At 69.9% G+C, this 20,832-nt stretch carries 20 protein-coding genes; 8 read left to right on the top strand and 12 right to left on the bottom strand.

Going from position 1 to position 20,832, the window contains the following annotated elements; translation table 11 throughout:
• Positions 1-419, top strand: a 419-nt coding sequence (locus IT184_15915) for a hypothetical protein (protein ID MCC7010294.1), incomplete at its 5' end; no start/stop codon positions are given.
• A gap of 55 nt (positions 420-474) precedes the next feature.
• Here IT184_15915 and IT184_15910 read toward each other — a convergent pair.
• The 3 genes from IT184_15910 to IT184_15900 all read right to left on the bottom strand — a co-directional run bounded on the left by IT184_15910 (position 475) and on the right by IT184_15900 (position 4,672).
• A complete protein-coding gene (locus IT184_15910) occupies positions 475-2,208 on the bottom strand; it encodes a dihydroxy-acid dehydratase (protein ID MCC7010293.1) in 1,734 nt (577 codons plus the stop codon).
• A gap of 63 nt (positions 2,209-2,271) precedes the next feature.
• Positions 2,272-4,248 (bottom strand): PQQ-binding-like beta-propeller repeat protein, encoded by a 1,977-nt coding sequence (locus IT184_15905; GenBank protein ID MCC7010292.1) that lies wholly within the window; start codon positions 4,246-4,248, stop codon positions 2,272-2,274.
• Between the two features lie 4 nt (positions 4,249-4,252).
• The gene (locus IT184_15900; protein ID MCC7010291.1) at positions 4,253-4,672 is read right to left on the bottom strand and encodes a cytochrome c; all 420 of its coding nucleotides are present in this window, start codon (positions 4,670-4,672) and stop codon (positions 4,253-4,255) included.
• 73 nt (positions 4,673-4,745) lie between these two features.
• On the opposite strand from IT184_15900, the gene IT184_15895 reads away from it, so the two are divergent.
• A complete protein-coding gene (locus IT184_15895) occupies positions 4,746-5,603 on the top strand; it encodes a fumarylacetoacetate hydrolase family protein (GenBank protein ID MCC7010290.1) in 858 nt (285 codons plus the stop codon).
• 19 nt (positions 5,604-5,622) lie between these two features.
• A complete protein-coding gene (locus IT184_15890; protein ID MCC7010289.1) occupies positions 5,623-7,206 on the top strand; it encodes an aldehyde dehydrogenase (NADP(+)) in 1,584 nt (527 codons plus the stop codon).
• Between the two features lie 116 nt (positions 7,207-7,322).
• Here the strand turns inward: IT184_15890 and IT184_15885 are convergent, their stop codons facing one another.
• The 4 genes from IT184_15885 to IT184_15870 all read right to left on the bottom strand — a co-directional run bounded on the left by IT184_15885 (position 7,323) and on the right by IT184_15870 (position 10,245).
• Entirely contained in the window at positions 7,323-7,859 is a 537-nt protein-coding gene (locus IT184_15885) for a hypothetical protein (protein MCC7010288.1), read from the bottom strand.
• Between the two features lie 2 nt (positions 7,860-7,861).
• Entirely contained in the window at positions 7,862-8,443 is a 582-nt protein-coding gene (locus IT184_15880; GenBank protein ID MCC7010287.1) for a hypothetical protein, read from the bottom strand.
• Positions 8,427-8,978: a sigma-70 family RNA polymerase sigma factor gene (locus IT184_15875; GenBank protein MCC7010286.1), complete on the bottom strand. Its 552-nt coding sequence runs from the start codon at positions 8,976-8,978 to the stop codon at positions 8,427-8,429. Before IT184_15875 ends, IT184_15880 begins: the two co-directional genes overlap by 17 nt.
• A gap of 100 nt (positions 8,979-9,078) precedes the next feature.
• Entirely contained in the window at positions 9,079-10,245 is a 1,167-nt protein-coding gene (locus tag IT184_15870) for a galactose mutarotase (GenBank protein MCC7010285.1), read from the bottom strand.
• 10 nt (positions 10,246-10,255) lie between these two features.
• On the opposite strand from IT184_15870, the gene IT184_15865 reads away from it, so the two are divergent.
• The 5 genes from IT184_15865 to IT184_15845 all read left to right on the top strand — a co-directional run bounded on the left by IT184_15865 (position 10,256) and on the right by IT184_15845 (position 14,119).
• The gene (locus IT184_15865; protein MCC7010284.1) at positions 10,256-11,029 is read left to right on the top strand and encodes an SDR family oxidoreductase; all 774 of its coding nucleotides are present in this window, start codon (positions 10,256-10,258) and stop codon (positions 11,027-11,029) included.
• 623 nt (positions 11,030-11,652) lie between these two features.
• A complete protein-coding gene (locus tag IT184_15860) occupies positions 11,653-11,952 on the top strand; it encodes a hypothetical protein (protein ID MCC7010283.1) in 300 nt (99 codons plus the stop codon).
• Positions 11,949-12,347 carry a cupin domain-containing protein gene (locus IT184_15855; protein ID MCC7010282.1) on the top strand — a complete coding sequence of 133 codons (399 nt, stop codon included), beginning with the start codon at positions 11,949-11,951 and terminating at the stop codon, positions 12,345-12,347. Before IT184_15860 ends, IT184_15855 begins: the two co-directional genes overlap by 4 nt.
• A 63-nt stretch (positions 12,348-12,410) precedes the next feature.
• Complete coding sequence (gene hyi, locus IT184_15850) at positions 12,411-13,190, top strand: hydroxypyruvate isomerase (GenBank protein ID MCC7010281.1); 780 nt, start codon at positions 12,411-12,413, stop codon at positions 13,188-13,190.
• A 47-nt stretch (positions 13,191-13,237) separates the two neighbouring features.
• Positions 13,238-14,119 carry a 2-hydroxy-3-oxopropionate reductase gene (locus IT184_15845; GenBank protein ID MCC7010280.1) on the top strand — a complete coding sequence of 294 codons (882 nt, stop codon included), beginning with the start codon at positions 13,238-13,240 and terminating at the stop codon, positions 14,117-14,119.
• Between the two features lie 134 nt (positions 14,120-14,253).
• Here IT184_15845 and IT184_15840 read toward each other — a convergent pair whose 3' ends face one another.
• From IT184_15840 to IT184_15820, 5 genes are all read right to left on the bottom strand, one after another.
• Positions 14,254-14,727: a YjbQ family protein gene (locus tag IT184_15840; protein ID MCC7010279.1), complete on the bottom strand. Its 474-nt coding sequence runs from the start codon at positions 14,725-14,727 to the stop codon at positions 14,254-14,256.
• Between the two features lie 87 nt (positions 14,728-14,814).
• The gene (locus IT184_15835; GenBank protein ID MCC7010278.1) at positions 14,815-16,194 is read right to left on the bottom strand and encodes a transcriptional regulator; all 1,380 of its coding nucleotides are present in this window, start codon (positions 16,192-16,194) and stop codon (positions 14,815-14,817) included.
• A gap of 13 nt (positions 16,195-16,207) precedes the next feature.
• A complete protein-coding gene (locus IT184_15830; protein MCC7010277.1) occupies positions 16,208-17,095 on the bottom strand; it encodes a DUF1080 domain-containing protein in 888 nt (295 codons plus the stop codon).
• Between the two features lie 159 nt (positions 17,096-17,254).
• On the bottom strand, positions 17,255-18,808 hold the full coding sequence (locus IT184_15825) for an amidohydrolase family protein (protein MCC7010276.1): 1,554 nt from the start codon (positions 18,806-18,808) through the stop codon (positions 17,255-17,257).
• Positions 18,809-18,837: 29 nt separating this feature from the next.
• A complete protein-coding gene (locus IT184_15820; GenBank protein MCC7010275.1) occupies positions 18,838-20,664 on the bottom strand; it encodes a cytochrome-c peroxidase in 1,827 nt (608 codons plus the stop codon).
• Between the last annotated feature and the right edge of the window lie 168 nt (positions 20,665-20,832).

Genomic DNA, 20,832 nt, shown 5'->3' with positions numbered 1-20,832 from the left:
GGAATATCGGACGACGCGACGCGATCGGCGTCTCGTGGTTCGTGACGACCGACTTCATCGGCGGAACCGGACCTACCGGACGCTACCGCCGGTGGCTGACCGACACGCAGTCGTTGGATTTCGCCGTCGGGGTGCCCGTCAAGGTGTCCCATTCGTATCCGGACACCACGGTTGGGCCCGAGGGACTCGTGCTCGGCCTCGTGAAGTACAACCCTGCTCCTGGCTTTGGAATCGTCGTCCGACCCGAGATTGCGCTTCGCCGTGTCGGATATGACTGCGCCACAGACCGATGTGTGGGCATCACCGATCGGAACCCCCGTGTTCTGGTCGGGCTCGAGCTCGACAGCAAAGCCGGCGCGGTGGTTTCCGGCGTCTGTTGGGGTCTGTACGGCCTCTTGGCCTCCCGCCTCGGTACCTGATCACCGGCCGCGGCCGACTCGGCCCCTCCAGACGGACGGTGAAGAAGCGTGTCGCTCAGTGCGACTCGCGTCCCACCAGGTGCCCGCGGCAGCCGACGAGGAAATCGAGATCGGCGCCCGTGTCGGCCTGTTGGACGTGGGCCAGGTGAAGCGCGGCATAGCCGCCGGGCGGCACGACCGGGGCGGGCGGGCGCCACGCCGCGCGGCGCCGGTCGAGCTCCGCCGCGTCGACGAGGAGCTCGAGACGACGCGCCGCGACGTCGAGCTCGATCGGGTCGCCGTCGCGGACGAGCGCGAGCGGACCGCCGATCGCGGCCTCGGGCGCGACGTGCAGCACGACCGTGCCGTACGCGGTGCCGCTCATCCGCGCGTCCGACACCCGCACCATGTCGGTGATGCCCTGCTGCAGAATCTTCGGCGGCAGGCCCATGTTCCCGACCTCCGCCATGCCGGGGTAGCCCTTCGGGCCGCAGTTCTTCAGCACCAGCACGGAGTCCTTCGTCACCTCGAGCGCAGGATCGATGATGCGCTCGCGATAGTGCTCGATGTTCTCGAACACGATCGCCGGACCGCGGTGCTTCATCAGATGCGGCGACGCCGCTGAGGGCTTGACCACGGCCCCGGACGGCGCCAGGTTGCCGCGCACGACCGCGATGCCGCCGTGCGCCGTGAGCGCGCGGTCCACAGGTCTGATGACCTCGGGATTCCAGTTCGGCGCGTCCTTGCAATTCTCCCAGATCGTGCGGCCGTTCACCGTGAGCGCGTCCCGGTGCAGCAGCCCAATCTCGCCGAGCGCGCGCGCCACGGCCGGCACGCCGCCGGCGTAATAGAAATCCTCCATCAGGAACCGGCCCGACGGCTTGAGGTCCACGACCGTGGGCACGTCGCGCCCGCAGCGATCCCAGTCGTCGAGCGTCATCGTCACGCCGATGCGACCGGCAATCGCGAGCAGGTGGATCACGGCGTTCGTCGACCCGCCCACGGCGCCGTTGACGCGGATGGCGTTCTCGAACGCCTCGCGCGTCAGGATCTTCGACAGCCGCAGGTCGGTGGCGATCATGTCGACGATGCGGCGGCCGGCCAGGTGGGCCTGCGCGTAGCGCCGCGAGTCGACGGCCGGGATGGCGGCGTTGTCCGGCAGGCTCAGCCCCAGCGCCTCGACCATCGACGCCATCGTCGACGCGGTGCCCATGACGTTGCAGGTGCCCGACGAGCGCGACATGCACGACTCGGCGTCCATGAAGCCCTGCTGGCTCATCCGGCCGGCCTTGACGTCTTCGCTGAACCGCCAGACGTCGGTGCCGGATCCGAGATCCTCGCCGCGGAACTTGCCGTTCAGCATCGGCCCGCCCGACACGACGAGGGCCGGCACGTCGCAGCTCGCCGCGCCCATGACGAGCGACGGCGTCGTCTTGTCGCAGCCGCACAACAGGACGACGCCGTCGATCGGGTTGCCTCGGATCGACTCCTCGACGTCCATGCTCGCGAGGTTGCGGAAGAGCATCGCGGTCGGCCGGAGGCTGGTCTCGCCGAGCGAGGTGACGGGAAACTCCATCGGCAGCCCGCCGGCTTCCCACACGCCGCGCTTGACGTGCTCGGCCAGCTCGCGAAAGTGCGCGTTGCAGGGCGTCAGCTCCGACCACGTGTTGCAGATACCGACGATCGGGCGCCCGTCGAAGATCCCTGGCGGCAGCCCGCGGCCGACCCAGCTTCGGTGAATGAACCCGTCTTTGTCGAGCTTCTCGAACCACGCGCTGGAGCGGTACTTGCGGGAGCGGATGTCGGGCATGGGCATGGGGAAGATGAGTTCGGCTGTGTGTCGTGAGTGATGAGCGGTGCGTGAGCTATGAAGTCATGGCAACGTGAGCGCCACGAGCTCGGCGGCGTGTCCCGGCGCGCCGATGGCGAACACGACGTACTGCTTGCCGTTCGTCTCGTAGGTCATCGGGACGCCGGTCATGCCGGCCGGCAGCTCGCGCTCGTGGATCACGGCGCCCGTGCGCTTGTCGTACGCGCGCAGCTTGTTGCCGGCGCCGCCCGGCGCGTTCGTGAACAGGCCCGAGCCGTCGCCGGCGAACAGCAGCGTCTTCGTCACGAGCAGCATCGCACGCTCGGGGCGGCCGGCGTTGCTGAGATCGATACCCTCGAGCGCCGGGTGCTTCAGCACGTACTCGGGCGCGGGGCCATTCGGTTTCGTCCACACGTGATCGCCCGTGTTCATGTCGATCGCGGTGATCCGCCCCCACGGCGGGTTGACGATCGGCAGTCCTTGCGGACCGAAATTGACCCTGACGCCCTTCGCGTCGGTGACGATGCGGCCGACGGTGCGGCCGACATGGCCCATGTCGGACCGTTCCGGATCGGCCGGCGCGACGGCCAGAACGTAGGGATTCGTCACCGACGACACGTAGAGGACGCCGGTCTCGGGATCCGCGACGCCGCCAGGCCAGTTCGCGCCTCCCTGGTTCTCCGGCAGCATCAACGTGCCCCAGATGCCCTGCTCGTCGTACACGGTCGCAGGCGTGAAGATCGGCCCGAACCGGAGATGCCGTGCGATGGCGCGCGCCTCGGCGTTGAGCTCTGGGGTCAGGCTGATCAGATCGTCGATCGACGATCCCTGCCGATCGAAGGCCGCCGGCCGCGTGACGTGCGGCTGCGTCGGCGACGTCTTCTCGCCGGGGACGTCCGACTGCGGCACCGGCCGCTCTTCGATCGGCCAGATCGGCTCGCCGGTCACGCGATCGAATGCGTACACCCACGACTGCTTGGTCACCTGCGCGACGGCCTTCACGGGGCGGCCGTTCACGGTGACGTCGAGCAGGATCGGAGGCGACGCGAGATCCCAGTCCCAGATGTCGTGATGGACGAACTGGAAGTGCCAGACGCGGCGGCCCGTCTTCGCGTCGAGACACACGAGGCTGTTGGCGAAGAGGTTGTTCCCTGGCCGGTTGCCGCCGTAGTAGTCGCCGGTCGGCGCTTCGACCGGGATGTAGACGTAGCCGAGCGCGGGATCGGCGCTGAGCGGGGCCCAAGCGCCGGTGTTGCCGGTGTAGCGCCACGACCCCGCCTCCCACGTCTCGTTGCCGAACTCCCCCGCCTGCGGGATGGTCCGGAACGTCCAGAGACGGCGGCCGGTGCGGACGTCGTAGCCGCGGATGTACGCGGGCGTGTTGGCTTTCGATCGCGGCGCCGTGCCGTTCTGCAGCGCGGCCCCCACGACGACCACGTCGCCCACGACGAGCGGCGGCGAGCTGGCGCCGATCGTGCCGGGCTCGACCGTGTCACGATCCAGCCCCTGCCACAGGTCGACGAGGCCCTTCGTCCCGAAGCGCTCGATCGGCCGGCCGTCCTTCACGTTCACGGCCACGAGCTGATAGCCGGGCGAGATGACCAGGATGCGCTCGTCGCCGCTGCCGTCCGTCCAGTACGCGACGCCCCGGTTCTGCTGCCGCGCGATCAGCTCGCCGCGCGCACCCTCGTCGAGCCGGTAGACCCAGAGCGTCTCGCCGGTGGCGGCGTCGACCGCGACCACGTCGCGGCGCGTGCCGGCCGTGAAATACAGCACGCCGCCGGCCATGAGCGGCGTCACTTCCCAGTTGTACTCGGGCCGCGGGCCGAAGTTGTCGGACTTCCACCGCCACGCGATGCGCAGCGTGGCCACGTTCGACGCGTCGATCTGATCGAGCGGCGAGTACTTCGTGCTCGCAGGATCGCCGCCGTAGTAGCGCCATTCGCCGATCGGCGCGCGCTGCTCGGTCCGCACGGCGCCGCCGCTCGCGGTCACGGCGAGGACGGTCAGCAGGGCGATGCGAAGGAACGGGCGGGCCATGCGGCTACCGGGGCCTGGGCTCGATGCGGATGACCGACAGCGCCGCGGGCGCGGCCGGCAACTCGCTCGCGCCGGCCGGCGCTTTGTTGACGCGAAAGACGTAGGCGATGACGTCGGCGGCCTGCTGCGGCGTCAGCGTCCCGGGCGCATCCTTCGGCATCTTCTCGCGGACGTTCGCGAACAGATCCTGCACGGACTTGCCGTAGTACGGCGCGAGCAGCGTGCTGCCCCGCAGCTCCGGCGCGGTCTCGGTGCCGTCGAGCGTCGGTCCGTGACACGACGCGCAGCGCTGCCGGTAGATCGTCTCCCCGCGTCCGGCCTGGGCCTCGGTGTACACGCCGTCCCACAGGCTGAGCGCGCGCGCGCTCGTCGCCGGCGTCCACGCGCCGGCGATCATCATCAGGACCACGACCTCTCGCCGCATCTCGTGCGCTCCCGCGGAGTCAGCGTAGCCTAACACCGCGGGACGGACGACGGCACCTGATACGATTTGCGCCATGAGACTGTGCCGGTTCACGAAGGGCAGCGGCAAGGTGCGCGTCGGCCTCGCCGCCACCGATCGCACGATCTTCGATCTGACCGGGGCCGGCGTCGATCGGCTGACGCCGCTGCTCGAGGCCGACGACGTGATGGCGGCCGTCTCCGACGTGATCCGCGACACGCTGCCGTCGGTGGCGCTGGCGACGGTGCACCTGCTCGCCCCGGTCGAACAGCAGGAAGTCTGGGCGGCGGGCGTGACCTACCTCCGGAGCAAGACCGCGAGGATGGAAGAATCGGACTTCAGCGCGACGGCCTACGATCGCGTCTACGACGCAGAGCGGCCCGAAATCTTCTTCAAGTCGCTGCCCGAGAAGGTCGTCGGGCCCGGCGACACGGTAGGCATCCGCGCCGACGCGCGCTGGAACGTGCCCGAGCCCGAGCTGGCGCTCGTCATCAACTCCCGCGGCCGGCTCGTCGGCTGCACGATCGGCAACGACATGAGCTCGCGCGACATCGAGGGCGAGAACCTTCTGTACCTGCCACAAGCGAAGGTGTACGCCCGGTCGTGCGCGCTCGGCCCGTGGATCACGATCGGCAGCGCGGAAGACGAGATCCGCACCTGGACGATCCGGCTCGACATCACGCGCGGCGGACAGACAGTGTTCTCGGGCCAGACCTCCGTCGGCCAGATCAAGCGGCGTTTCGACGAGCTCGTCGGCTATCTCTTCCGGTCGCAGGCGTTCCCGAACGGCGCCGTGCTCCTGACCGGCACGGGCGTAGTGCCGGACGAGAGCTTCACGCTCGCGCCGGGCGATCGGATCTCCATCGGGATCGACGGGATCGGCGTCCTCGACAACACGGTGACCGTCGTCTGACGCGCACGGAGACTGTGAGATGACCCTGCACGGCCAGAACTTCGTCGGCGGCCACCTGCGCGCGTCCTCTGGCGGCACGAGCCACGCCGTCAGCCCGCTGACGTCCACGCCGCTCGACGGCACGTTCCATCAGGCCACCCAAGCCGACGTCGACGACGCGCTCGAGGCGGCGGAGGCGGCGTTCGGCGTCTTCCGTGAGGCCAGCGGCACGGACCGCGCCGTGTTCCTCGAGCGCGTCGCCGACGAGATCCTCGCGCTCGGGGACGCGCTGATCCGCCGCGCGCACGAGGAGACCGGCCTGCCCGAGGCCCGGCTCGTCGGCGAGCGCGGCCGCACCGTCGGCCAGCTCCGCATGTTCGCGGGCGTCGCGCGCGAGGGCTCGTGGGTCGATGCACGCATCGACACGGCGATCCCCGACCGCCAGCCCGCGCCCAAGCCAGACCTGCGGCGCATGCTGATCTCGATCGGCCCGGTGATCGTCTTCGGCTCGAGCAACTTTCCGTTCGCCTTCTCGGTAGCCGGCGGCGACACCGCGTCGGCGCTGGCCACCGGCAATCCGGTGATCGTCAAGGCACACAGCGGCCATCCGGGCACGTCCGAGCTGGTCGCGACGGCGATCGGCCGTGCCGCCGCGGCCTGCGGTCTGCCCCCTGGCGTCTTCTCGATGCTCCACGGCTCGGGCAAGGTCATCGGCACGGCGCTCGTCCGTCATCCACTCGCACGTGCCGTAGGGTTCACGGGCTCGTTCGCGGCGGGCCGCGCCCTCTTCGATGCCGCGTCAGCGCGCCCGCATCCGATTCCGGTCTTCGCGGAGATGAGCAGCCTGAATCCGGTCTTCGTGCTGCCCGAGGCGCTTCAGCAGCGCGGCCGCCGGATCGCCGAAGGTCTGCGGACGTCGGTCACGATGGGCGTCGGCCAGTTCTGCACGAAGCCGGGCCTCGTGTTCGGGCTGCAGGACGATGCGTTCGCGGCGTTCCAGCAGGACGTCGCGTCGCTCGTGCGCGACGTGCCGCCGGCGACCATGCTGCACGCGGGCATCTACGAGTCGTTCCAACAGAACCTGTCGCACGTGCTCGGCGCGGGCGTCGAGACGATGGCGCGGTCGGCGATCGCCCCGAATCGGACGGAGACGCACGCCGAGGCCGTGGTCGCGCGCACGACGGCCGCGCACTTCCTCGCGACGGGCGCGCTGGCCGAGGAAGTGTTCGGGCCGTTCACGCTGCTCGTCGCCGGCGCGAATCTCGAGGAGCTCGAGCTCGTGGCCTCGCGCATGAGCGGACAGCTCACGGCGACCGTGCACGGTACGCCGGACGATCTGGCGCGCGCCCGCACGCTGCTGAGGATCCTCGAGCAGCGCGTCGGCCGTTTGATCGTCAACGGCTTTCCAACGGGCGTCGAGGTCTGCCCGTCGATGAATCACGGCGGCCCGTATCCGGCCACGACCGACGTGCGCTTCACGTCGGTCGGCACCGCGGCGCTGCTCCGCTTCGTCCGGCCGATCTGCTACCAGGACTTCCCGGCGCCGCTCTTGCCCGATCCGCTCAAGGACGGCAACCCGCTCGGCATTCAACGGATGGTCGACGGGCAGCTCGGACGGCACTGATGCGATGACGACGCGCGGTGCGGGTCAGCGATCCAGCCGCGCGGCACGGTCGCGCGACCGATCGGCCCGCTGCCGACCGCTCGGCCGGCGGCTCCAGGCGCGCGCCGCGTGACGCGTCACTTGACGATCGTCAGCGTCACTTCCGTCTTCAACGTCTCGCCGGTGATCTTGTCGACCGCCGAGCCGAACTGCAGAGTCTGGCCGTTGCGCAACATCAGCGTGTTCTGAAGGCTCATCGAGCGGATGACGGGCGGCATCGTGCCGGTGTCGCCGGCGACGGCCGAGTCGGTGATGTTGAGCGACAGCCAGTACTGGTTCTCCCCGGCGGTTTCCAACCGACAGATGATGTTCACGCCGACGTTCTGGTAGTTGAAGCTGGTCGCTCCGCTTTCGGCTCGCGTGGGGATCGGCACGTTGTTGCCGAGCATCAGCGTCGTCGGACTTCCCTCCCTGACGTACACGGTATAGGGCAGGCTGCTGATCTTCTTATCCGCCTTCTCGCCCTGGAACCGCGACAGCACCAGGTCGACACGCGCGGTTTGGAACGTGGGCGCGGATCCGTGCGCCGTGGCCGATTGTCCAGCCGAGATGACGACACCTTCTGCACTTGCGAGCAGCACACACGCCGCGATGGCGGACGTCACGTAACGCATGGTCAGTTCTCCAGATCAGGGTACGGTTCGATTGCGAACGGCACGACGACACGCACGATCGGCACCGGCTGAGGACCGCCGATCGCCGTCACAACGGCCTGTCTCACCGGGTCGTCGTCGGCCGGCACCACGACGCGACGCTCGCGCACGGCGGCCACCAGGCGCACGAACGCGCGGGCCTCCGCGTGAGAAATCAGCACCTCGGGCTCCGATCTCGAGCGTGCCGCGCTCCGCCTCGGCATCGACGCGCTGGCGGGTGCTGATGCCGGAACCTGCGATGGCGATCGAGGCGCCGCGAGCGGCTGCGCTTCCACGCCCCGCGGCACGTCTGCCGCCGATGCCGCGTCGCGCGCCGTGACGGCCGGCGCCGGCGCGATCCGATCCCACTCGGCAGCGTCTCGCCGGGCGATGATCGCCACCGCCGCCAGGGCGAGCGCGCCGACCGCAGTGAAAACCAGCGGACGCCACGCGCGCGGCCGATCCGTCTCGATTCGCCGCCACACGCCTGCGGTGAACGCGGGGCTCGGGTCGACCTCGAGCGCCGTGCGCAGCGTGGCCAGGTCGTCGTCAGGATCGTGGGCCATCGAGCAGCTCCCTCAGACGTTGTCGTGCGTCGAACAATCGAGACTTGACGGTGCCCTCGGCCACGCCGAGCAACTGCGCCACGTCGCGGACGCCGTGGCCATCGATGGCGGCAAGCACGATCACGAGCCGCAGCCGCCGGGGCAGCCGGTCGATCGCGGCCCAGAGGCGCGCGGCCCGGTCGGTGTCGACGGCGTCGCGCTCGGCGTCGCCGAAGGCCGGCATCGCGCGCGCCAGCGCCTCCTCGCGCGCGCCGCGACGGCGGTGCCCGCGCTTCCAGTCGAGCGCCAGCCGCCACGTCATCCGCACGAGCCAGCCGCGGAACCGGTCGCGGTCGCGCAGCGAGGCAAAGCGCCGGTAGGCCCGCACGAACGCATCCTGCGCCACGTCTTCGGCATCCGCACGATTGCGCAGGACGCTGAATGCGACACGGACCGCGAGGCGCGACGAGTCGGCGAGCCGCCGCTCGAACTCCCGCGCGGCCTCGTCCGCGTCGCTCACCAACTCCCCCGCCAGCCGCACGGCACGCTCATTCATGGCGCTCACCTGCAAGACGCCGCCGACGGCGAAGTGGTTCGAGGATGGAGCGGTGTACCGGACGCGGCTCGACGCCAGTAGGCCTCCATGGCCCGACGCGTCAGCGCACGCCGAAGCGGAAGACCGTGGTGGAGGTGTAGGTGTCCCCCGGCCGGAGGACCGCGGACGGGAAGGCCGGTGCATTCGGAGAATTCGGGAAATGCTGGGTCTCGAGGCAGAACCCGGTGCGTTGCGCGTACGTGACGCCGCCTTTGCCCGTGACCGTCCCGTCGAGGAAGTTCCCCGAGTAGAACTGCAGCCCCGGCTCGGTCGTCAGCACCTCCAGCGTCCGTCCCGTCGTCGGCTCGTACACGCGCGCGGCGAGGCTGAGGCCAGGCCCCGTACGGTTGAGCACGAAGTTGTGGTCGTAGCCGCGCCCGAGGCGGAGCTGCTCGTCGTTATCGGCGATCCGGGCGCCGATCCGCGTGGGCGTGCGGAAGTCGAACGGCGTGCCGGCCACGGGCCGAAGCTCGCCGGTCGGAATCAGCCCGGCGTCGACCGGCGTGAAGCGGTCGGCGTCGATCGTCAGCTCGTGATCGAGGATCGGCGCTGCCTTCAGCGCGCCGGCGAGATTGAAGTAGCTGTGCTGCGTGAGATTGATCACCGTGGGCTCGTCGGTCGTCGCGCCGTACTCGACGCGCAGCGCGTTCTCGTCCGTGAGCGTGTAGATGACGCTCGCCGCGACCCTGCCCGGGTAGCCCTCCTCGCCGTCGGCGCTCGTGTACGACAGCCGCAGCCCGACGCCGCGCGCGTCGTTGAACGGGTCGGCGTCCCAGACGACCTTGTCCCACCCCTTGATGCCGCCATGCAGGTGGTTGGGGCCGTCGTTCTTCGCGAGCGTGTAGGTCTGCCCGTCGAGCGTGAAGCGGCCGCCGGCGATGCGGTTCGCATAACGTCCGGCCACCGCGCCCAAGAACGACCGGCTCGTGAAGTACTCGGCGGCCGTGTCGTGTCCGAGCACGACGTCAGCGAGCTGGCCGGTGCGATCCGGTGTCTTCACCGACACGATAATCGCGCCGTAGTTCATCACGCGCAGTTCGACGCCGTGCCGGTTGGTGAAGGTGAAGAGCTGGATGGCCTGGCCGCCCGGCGTCTGGCCGAACGGCGTGGCGCTCACGTGAGCGGCGGACTCGGGCATCGTCGTGTCCCGGCCGCACGCGGCGACGAGCGCCGTGGCGGCGATCGCAACAGCCAGACGGCTTCGCATGATGGCGACAAGTATTATCATGCAGCCGCGCATGGGACGCCTCGACGGCAAAGCCATGATCGTCACCGGCGGCGCGCGGGGCATCGGCCGCGCGATCGTCGAGGCTGGCGCCCGCGAAGGCGCGCGCGTGACGTTTCTCGATCTGGACGCCCGCACGGCGGCCGACACCGTCGCCGGCCTCACGCGCGACGGCTGGCCGGTCCGGTTCGTCGGCGCGGACGTGACGCTCGAGGCCGATGTCCAGGAAGCGGTCGCGTCGGTGATCGCGCACGAGGGCACGGTCGACGTCCTCGTCAACAACGCCGGCGTGAACGCGTACTACGACGCGACGACGATGACGGGCGACGAGTGGGACGAGGTGTTCGCGGTGGATCTGAAGGGCGCGTGGCTGTGCGCGAAGCACGTGCTGCCGGCCATGCGCGCGGCCGGCCGCGGGTCGATCGTCAACATCGCGTCCATCCACGCGTCGCTGACGATGGCCGGCATGTTCCCGTACGCCGCCGCGAAGTCGGGCCTCGTCGGCCTGACGCGAAGCCTTGCGCTCGACTACGCCGCCGCAGGCATCCGGGTGAACGCCGTCCTGCCGGGCTGGACGCGCACCCGGCTCGTCGAGGAGTGGATCGCGCAGCAGCCCGACCCGGCGGCCGCCGAAGCCCACGTGCTCGACGCGCACCCGATGAAACGGATCGCCACGCCGGCGGAGGTCGCGAATCTCGTCGTGTTCGTCGCGTCGGACGAAGCCTCCGCGATCACCGGCGCCTCGCTCGCCGTCGACTGCGGCCTCGGCGCACGGTTCGCGACATGAAAGAGCTTCGGGTACGACGGGTACGATAGGTGCGACAGGCGAGAGGAGCGAACTGACGTTCGTCGGCTTCTTCAAAGAGCTTCCGGTACGACGGGTACGATAGGTACGACAGGCGAGAGGAACGAACTGACGTCTGTCGGCTTTTTCAAAGAGCCTCGGGTACGACGGGTACGATAGGTACGACAGGCGAGAGGAGCGAACTGACGTTCGTCGGCTTTTTCAAAGAGCCTCGGGTACGACAGGTACGAGTGGTACGACGGGCGACAGGGACGGCCTCCGCTGGGCTATCGTTCTCGACGAACGTGCTGAAACGAGCGCGATCTTCCGGCTACTTCTTTGCGGCCACGGCAGCAGCCGGCTGCGAAGGATGTCTCGAGGGCAGCAGCAGGGAATCACGAGGACCGTCGGCTTCATTCACCAGCACCGAATGGTCCAATCCGTCGGGCACGTGGATCAACTCCAAAGGCCTGTTTCATCGGTGGACAGTATTCGTTACGTCAGATGGACATTCGCTGTAATCCCTGTCTGTCAAACAACACGTAATGAACCTCAACTCGTCCCTCTCGCCCGTCGTACCCGTCGCACCGGTCGTACCTGTCGTATCTGTCGTACCCGAGAAGAAGATGACCCGCGCCAGCTCGTTCCTGTCGCCCGTCGTACCCGTCGTCCCGGTCGCACCCGTCGTACCCGAGAAGAAGATGACCCGCGTGAGTTCGTTCCTGTCGCCCGTCGTACCGGTCGTACCCGTCGTACCCGAGAAGAAGATGGCCGGCGTCAGTCCGTTCCTCTCGCCTGTCGTACCCGTCGTACCGGTCGTACCCGTCGTACCCGAGAAGAAGATGACCCGCGTGAGTTCGTTCCTCTCGCCCGTCGTACCCGCCGTCCCCGTCGTACCCGTCGTACCCGAAAAGGATCTCCAATGACCGGACGTTTCCTCACCAATGCTGACGTGGTTCGTGACGTGCTCGACTGGGGCTCGCTTGGATGGGTGAGCCGGCCGGCGGCGACCGGCGCCAAAGCGCTCACCGTCCTGGACGTGGACCTGACCCCAGGGTTCGGCCACAACTTCCATCGACATCCCGACCAGGAAGAGGTCATCTTCGTCGTCGACGGAGAAATCGAGCAGTGGCTCGAGCGCGAGATGCGCGTGCTGCGGAAGGGCGATGCGGTGTTCATCGGCAAGAACGTGGTCCATGCGTCCTTCAATGTGTCGGGCCGGCCGGCGCGCGTGCTGGCAATCCTCGGGCCGGCGGTCACGGAGGCGGGCTACGTCGCGGTCGAGGTGGGAAACGAGGAGCCGTGGCGGACGCTTCGGTGAGCCGATGGGAAGCCGCAAGTCGTAAGTCGTGAGCCGCAAGTCTCGAGCCCTGCGAGGAGCCGGATGCCGAAGTTCGCCGCCAACCTGTCGATGATGTTCACGGAGGTGCCGTTCCTCGAGCGGTTCGGCGCCGCGGCGCGCGCGGGGTTCCGTGCGGTCGAGTTCCTGTTTCCCTACGACTACCCGCCCGGGCAGCTCCGCGAGCTGCTGGAGCAGCACGGGCTGGAGCTCGTGCTCTTCAACCTGCCGCCCGGCGACTGGGCGGCGGGCGACCGCGGCCTGGCCTGCGATCCGGCACGCGTCAACGAGTGCCGCGACGGCGTCGGCGCCGCCCTCGAGTACGCGAAGGCGCTCGGCGTCGGCCAGGTGCACATGATGGCCGGCGTGCGCCCGCGCGGCGTCAATGACGACGCGATGCGCGACACCTACCTGGCCAACGTGCAGTTCGCCGCCCGCGAGCTGGCCGCGCACGGGCTGCGGCTGATGCTCGAAGCCATCAATACGCGCGACGTCCCCGGCTTCTACCTGAACACGTCACGCCAGGCCCTCGACCTGATTCACTACGCCGGCGAGCCCAACGTCTTCTTCCAGTACGACGTCTACCACATGCAGATCATGGAGGGCGATCTCGCGGCGACGATCCGGAAGCATCTTGCGACGATCGGACATATCCAAGTCGCCAACCCGCCGCTCCGCCACGAGCCGGCCGACACCGGCGAGATCAACTTCCCGTTCCTGTTCCGCTGGCTGGACGACATCGGCTACGCGGGATGGATCGGCTGCGAATATCGGCCGAAGAGGACGACGGAAGAAGGGCTGGGGTGGATGCGGGAATACCTCTAGCTCAGAGCGCAATCACGGCAGGCCACGAACATCTCGGGACATCGATCATGGACAGCATCGGTTTCATCGGACTCGGCATCATGGGTACGCCCATGGCGGCCAACCTGCTCGGGGCGGGCCGCACGCTGCATCTCTTCAGCCGGAGCGGCGTGCCGGAAGCGCTCGTGACCGCCGGGGGCCGTGCGTGCGCCTCCTCCCGCGAGGTCGCCGAGCACGCCGACGTCGTCATCCTGATGGTGCCGGACACGCCGGACGTCGAGCGCGTGCTGTTCGGGCCGGCCGGCGTGGCCGAGGGGATCGCCGCCGGCAAGCTCGTCGTGGACATGAGCTCGATTTCCCCGATCGAGACGCGCGCGTTCGCCGAGCGCCTGGATGCGAAGGGCGTCGGCTACGTCGACGCGCCCGTGTCGGGCGGTCAGGTCGGCGCGAAGAACGCGACGCTGACGATCATGGCCGGCGGCTCGGCCGAGGCGTTCGCGCGCGTGACGCCGATCTTCGAGGTGCTCGGCAAGCACATCACACACGTCGGCGACGTCGGCGCCGGCCAGACCTGCAAGGTCGCGAACCAGATCATCGTTGCGCTCAACATCGAAGCCGTGGCCGAGGCGCTGCTGTTCGCCGCCAAAGCCGGCGTCGATCCGGCGAAGGTGCGCGACGCGCTGATGGGCGGCTTCGCCTCGTCGCGCGTGCTGGACGTTCACGGCGACCGCATGATCAAACGGACGTTCGATCCGGGCTTCCGGATCGAGCTGCACCAGAAGGATCTGCACCTCGCGCTGTCGAGCGCCCGCGCACTTGGCGTCAGCCTGCCGAACACGGCGACCGCCCAGGAGCTGTTCAACGCCTGCCAGGCGCACGGCCGCGGCAAACAGGATCACTCGGCGATGGTCACCGCGCTCGAGGCCCTCGCGAAGCACACGGTGGGCTGACGCGCCGCCGACTGCATGATCACGCGCCGCGCCGCGAGATGAGCGGGGCGTCGCCGTGCAGGCCCCCGTCGCGCGAGATCATTTCCCGCTGCGTTCGAGCCACGCATCGGGCTCAGCGGCTCTCGGGGCTCGCGTCATCGCCACCCCTCGCCGACGAGCCCCACCGACACGCCGCGCTCACGCGGGCCGTCGAGCTCCACGAGAAACACGCGTTGCCAGCGGCCGAGCTGCAAGGTACCCCTGACCACGTTGAGACACGCCGAGGACGGCAGGAACAGCGCGCGACAGTGCGCGTGCCCGTTGGGCCGCTCGCCGGCGACGACGTTGTCCACGCGCCGCTGCGGGTCGTCGTGCGCGTAGCAGGCATCGCGCGGCGCGGTGCGTTCGAGGACGGCCGCGAAGTCGTCGAGCAGCAGCGGCTCGTGCTCGTTGACGACGATGGCGGTGGTCGTGTGCTGGGTCTGCACGCTGACGACCCCGGTGCGCAGGCCCGAGACGGCGACGATGGCGGCGAGCCGATCGGTGATGTCGGTGAACTCGGTGGGCTGGCTGGTCGCGATGGTGAAGTGAACGTGTCGTGTGACGGTAACGGGCGTGATCGTGTCCATGCAGGCTCCTCGCTCCAGAGCATCGAAGGAGCCGGCGGCAAATGTCTTCAGAGACCGGTGAGCGCGGCGTGAGATCTCGGTGAGCAGTCAGGCCCGGCGCCGGCGTGTGAGGCCAATCGCCACGCCGGCGCCGAACAGACCGCCCTCGGCCATCCCCAGCAAGGTGCCGGAGACGGGACCGAAGTCCGGTTCGCCGACGAGCCGTCCCAATGACGTGAGCGCGGCCCGGGATCCGTTGGACGTCTTGGCGATCTGGTGGATCGTGCCGCCGACGAGCGGACGGCCCATGAACGTCAGCGCGCAGGCGGTCAGCGAACAGGCAGCGGCGATCACGGCGACGGCCTTGGCACGGCGCCGTCCCCGCGGCGCCGCGAGACCACCGTCGGCCCGCGGCGTGCCGGCGGCATACCCGAGCCCCGCGGCGGCGCCGAGCGCCAGGCCCTCCAGCGCGCCGCCGATCGGCACTTCCACGCCAACGAGCGTCGAGAGCGACCAGCGCCCGAGCCACTGCGTCAGCCCGCCGACCAGGCCGCCGCCGATCGCCGCGCCTGCGAGCAGCGCCGCGGCGCGCCGCGAGCGGACGGCTGCCTCGGCCATCGAGATCCCGGCCCCCACGCCAGCGCCGCCACACGCGCCGCACGCGCTGCCGATGGCCGCGAGGACGCCGGCCAGCGCCGGCGGTGACGTGCTGTCTGGCAGGAGAGCGAGCAGGGTGCCACCCGCCAGCCCTGCGAGGCCTCCGGCGACGAACCCGCCAATCGACGCGGCCACACCACGGCTGGCGGCGATGCGCGCGGCCCGGCGGAGCCTCAGCCGAACGAGCGCCGCCGCGGTTCGCCAGGACTCCGCCGTGCCGGCGATCGGCACCTCACCCGCCGACGGGACGTCCCACCTCGCGTCGCGCAGCATGGCCCGCGCGAGCACATGGCCAGGCCGCGTGCCGAGGCGTGACAGCGCCTCGCGCGTGCCCAGATGGTGCAGCAGCTCGGCGGCCTCCCGGCGGTCTTCGTGATCGGTCTCGCCGGCACCGGCGCTCAACCGCTGCAGCAGCGGCTCGAATGGATCGTCGGCGCCGGCCGGCTCGATCTCGACGACGACGGCTGGCGCCGGCGCGGCGGCGCCGGCGGCGGCCGGCCACGTGCTCTCCTCGTCCTCCTCGATCACGCCGTCGAAGACGAAGCGGTACCCGTGACGCGCCACCGTGCGGATGAAGCGCGGCTCGCGGGAATCGTCGCCGAGCGTACGGCGGATCGTGCGGATGGCCTGGCTCAACGCGCTGTCCGACACGACGACATCGCTCCAGACGCGATCGAAGATGTCGCGGCGATGGACGGCTTCGTGGCGGTGCTCGACGAGGAACACCAGCAGGTCGAAGTAGCGGGGGATGAGCGGCGCTTCGCTCGTACCGCGCACGAGGACCCGCCGGCGCGGCGACAACACGAAGTCGCCGAAGCGATAGCGCGGCATCTCGCGGGTGATCCTACACGTCCCGCGGCGCGGCCTGCGGCAGCGGTACCGCGACGGTGATGTGACGATACGCGAGCCCGCCGGTGTGGTCGCCCTGGACGTAGAACGGGCCGGGCGCGCCTTCGTCGGCGTCGAGCGCGCCGCCGGTGATGCCGTCGATCTCTCGCTCGTTCACCGTCGTGACGCCGTCGTGCGCGATCGTGACCGTGCGGCCGACGAGCGTGACGTCGAACCGGTGCCATTCGCCTGGCCGCCGCGGCAACTCCGGCATGGGGGCGATGCGGCCGTAGATCGACCCGATGCGCCGCTCGGGCGGATTGCGCGTCAGCGGCTCGAACTCGATCTGCACCTCGTAGCGGCCGCGGAGGTAGAACCCGCTGTTCGTCCCCGCCTCGCCTCTCACCTCGAAGTGCAGGACGAAGTCGTCGAACACACGCGCCGATCTGAGGTTGGCGCCCGCGGCCTGGTTCACCAGCAGGCCGTCGCGCGCGATCCACTCGCTGCGCTCACCCACCGGAATCCAACCGTCGAGCGTCCTGCCGTCGAAGAGCGGTATCGGCGCCGACCACGCGGCAGGCGGATCCCGCCGCAGGTCCGGCGCGCGCATGCCGAGCAAGGGGACGGACCAGCCGTCGTGCCGCTGCACGCCGATCAGCATGTCGCCCCGCGCCTCGAGGTCCCACACCGCGGCCGGGCGCCGAGCCGACCCTGGCGAAACGAACGTCAGGCGCGGGCCGGAGAAGGCCGCGTCGGCCAGCCGCACGACGTGCCCGCCGGTAGGTTGATGCCAGACCTCGTGCTCACCCTCCCTGTCGACGACGGCGAGCCAGGCGCCGCGCTGACCCACCGGGGTCTGGACGTTGAAGTTCCATCGACCGAGGAACGGGTCCGGCGCCGTCATGATCCGCGATGACTCCTCGGGAACGTCGACGTCTTCAGCTTCCGCCAGGCCGCGCGCACGTGGGAACGGACGCGATCGCCGATCGCGCCCACGTCGCCAACCGCCTCGCCCGATCGTCCAGGAGCGGATCAGCGGCCGCCGCGGTGTGGCGAGCCGACCTCACCGCAGGGCCGCGCGGATCGGACGGCCGGACGTGACGCCCTGCCGCAGTTCGCCCTTGACCACGACCGGCACGCCCGCGACGAGCACGTACTCGAATCCGACCGAGTGCTCCGTCGGATGGTTGAAGTCCGATCGATCCGTCACGCGCGCGGGATCGAAGATCGTGAGGTCGGCATCGGCACCTTCCTGCACGCGGCCTTTCTTCTTCATGCCCGGTACGCGCGGCTCCAGCCGGCGAGCCGGCAGCAGCGTCATCTTCCGGAGCCCATCCATGAGCGTCAGCCAGCCCTTCTCGCGCACGAGCTGACCGAGCACGCGGCCGGAGGTGCCGACCGCACGCGGATGCGCGACGAGATCCGGGAAGACCAGCCCGTCGCTCACGACGAGCGTCGCCGGGTCGCGCGCGGCGGCCTCGAGCGCCGACTCGGGGATCGCGTGGATGACGACTTCCTTGTCGGGATGCTCGCGCTGCAGCGTGGCGAACGTCTCGGCCGTCAGGAACTCGCCCGTCGCCGGCCACTGCAGCTCGTCGTAGCCGATGCCGAGCGTCTCCTGCCAGCCGGGATCGAACCACGTGGACCGGATACCGCTCATCGCCGCCGTGTACGGATAGAACTCGGTCGTGACGTCCTGTCCCCTCGCCCGCGCGTCGTTGATCGCCGCGAGCAGATCGCGCGTCGCGGACAGGCCGCTCGTGCTGACGTGGCACACGTGCAGCGGCACCCGCGTCTTCTCCGCGAGCGCCAGGACCTCCTTCAACGCGTCCGCGCTGCTGCGCGTCGTCTTCGTGCCGAGGCCGGTGAACCTCAGGTGCACGTAGACAACGGTGCCCGGCACCTCGGCGGCCGCCCGGAACACGCGGGTGACTTCTTCTTCGCTCGCGGCTGGGGTGTAGAAGAGCGTCAGGCCGACGCCCACGGCGCCCTGCGCGAGGCCCTTGCCGATCAGCGAGACCATCCGATCGATCTGTTCCGGCGACGCCGCGCTCGTCCGCGCGGGTCCGGAGAAGTGCCATCCGTGGTACTCGTCCTTCATCACCTGCACGCGTGCCGGCGCATGGCCGGCCGCGATGCCGACGTTGACGATGGTCTTCCCCTGCCGCTCCGCATACCAGCGGTCGACGTCCACCGTGCCGTTCTCGACGTCGAGCATCGACGTGACGCCGTCGAGCGCGCGGAATCCGTAGTTCAGGTTGTCGACGCCGTGACTGTGGATGTCGATCAGCCCCGGCGCGACGACCAGACCGGCGGCGTCGATGACGCGCGCGCCCTGCAGCGGGCGATCGCTGATGGCGTCGATGCGATCGCCGGCGATCCCGACGTGTGCCACGCGGTCGAACCCGGTTTCGGGATCCATCACGCGGCCGTTCGCGATCACGAGGTCGTAGGTGCGGGACGAACAGGTCGAGAGGAGCAAGGCCGCCGCACAGCACGACAGCGGCCAGAGCAGGCGAACGATGCGGAGGAGCACGGCACGGCATTCTACCGTGCGGGCCTGCTTGGCCGCGCAGGCCGCAGCGGCCCGACCGAGCACGGCGTCGTCTGTGCTCACGGAAAGCGCCGCCGAGGCGGCCGCCGGACCTACCAGCTCCGACAGGGTTCGGTGAGCGCGTGCGCGCGGGTCCCGTCGATCCCGATGCCGCGCAGCAGCTCCTCGAACGTCTGCAGCGGCACGCGGTTGCCGCCCGCGCCGATCGCGGGCACGCGCGCCCACCGTTCGTCGGCGAGCCGCGGGGGCGCCGCCTGAGGCGTCGCGCCGTCGGGCTCGCTCACGGCGTGGCCGATCGCGACGCACAGCTCGGGATGATCGAACGGCGCGCGCTCGAACTTCACGCGGTCGTCGGTGAACGACGCCATGAACGCCGGCATCGCGACGCGCTCGCTCGCGTCGGGCGCCCAGCGCCGCAGCGCGCCCGATCCGTAGTCGCCCCCGATCGTGTAGAAGTCGACGATCTGCTCGAGCGACGACTTGCTGCCGGAGTGGAAGTAGGGCCCCGTGAGCTCGACGTTGCGCAGGCTCGGCGTCTTGAAGAGCCCGCGCCACGACGGAGCCTGCGCGGGATTCGCCTGCGCGGTTCGCGACAGCCAGGCGCCGAACGGGTCTTTCGCGCCGAGGCCTGGGTCGTTGTCCACCGGCTCGACGCCCGTGAAGAAGAACCCGGCGTCCGGCCCCATCCCCTTGAAGCCGAACGCCCCGAACACGCCGCTGTAGGTCGCGAGCGACAGCTCGGGATCGACGTGACACGACGCGCACGCCCGGCGCTGGAACATTTCCATCCCGATGAGCTGCTGGTTCGTGAGCGCGTCGCGCTGGCCGTCGAGATACCGGTCGTACGGCGAGTCGTCCGACACGAGCGTGGCCTCGTAGGCCTGGATGGCGAGGCCGAAGAAGAAGCCGAAGTTGTACTCGTCCTGTCGAAACGCCGCCTCGCCTTGGCGGCGGGTCCGGCGGCCGAGATCCGCGCCGTGCTCGTTCACGAGCGACAGCGACCGGAAGTACTGCGGCTGAAACGCGGCGTGCACGAGCGACGAGTACGTGTAACCGGGCCGCAGACCGCGGCCGTCGGCGTTCGCGAACGGACCGAGCACGCTGTCGTCGGGCGCGACCTGCTGCAGCGCGAGGGGCGCCGCGTCGAGCACCTTGCGGCCGAGCCACGCCCACGTGCGCCCCTGATACGACATCTCGCCGTCGTCGAGCGGCGGGCCGACGGCCTGCGACGCGAGGCTCGCCTGCTCGATGCGCATCGCCTGCAGCGCCAGGCCCGACGGCGTGTCGACGAGCACGTGCGGGCGCGGATCGGACTCGCCGAACGGCGTGGCGCCGTTGAACACGTCGCTCGCGCGCCCGTCCCAGAAGTTGCGGAACATGAACACGGCGTTGATCACGGTCGGCGCGTTCCGCGGCGTCACGTGACGCAGCGCCAGGCCGGGCGCGCCCGGCAGCGCGCGATCGTCCACGTCCGCCGCCGCGTCGGCGCCGCCGCCGGTGCTCACGCCGGCGAACCGGCGCGCCACCATCCCCGCCGATCCCGCGCGATGCCCGGCCGCCATGAACGCCGTGCTGAACGGGAAATCGCCGGGACCGAGCGTCCAGTTCGGCGTCACCGGATCCTTCGTCGTGGACAACTGGTGCTGACGGCGATGATCGGCGCCGGCGTGGAAGTGACACGTGGCGCAGGCCACGCGGTTGTCGCTCGAGATCTGCACGTCCCAGAAGAGCGCCTTCCCGAGGACGACGAGCATGCGCTCGTCTCGCACGTAGCGCCCGAGATCGGGCGGCTTGGGCACCGCGACGGTCTTGAGCGACGTGATGCGCGCGTTCTGCTGCGCCGCCCAGACGCTCGCCGACATCCAGACGAGCGCCAGGCTCCAACCGGCCGCGCGACGGAAGCGGACGAACGTGGCCATGGGTGGCTTCACTATACGCTCGACGCGTCAGCGCGGTCGAAACGAATCGCGCGGTCGATGCCTGCCGGCTCACCTCCTGCCCGCCAGCGCCTGGCATCCTGAGCGACGCACGGCGGAGTGGCTGAGCCTCTCGCCGACCGCGACATTCCCTGCTCGGCGTACACTTGT

This window comes from Acidobacteriota bacterium, from assembly GCA_020853395.1.
Classification (GTDB): domain Bacteria; phylum Acidobacteriota; class Vicinamibacteria; order Vicinamibacterales; family SCN-69-37; genus JADYYY01.
The sequence above is the reverse complement of the archived record's forward strand: the minus strand, read 5'-3'. Positions and strand labels throughout refer to the sequence as shown.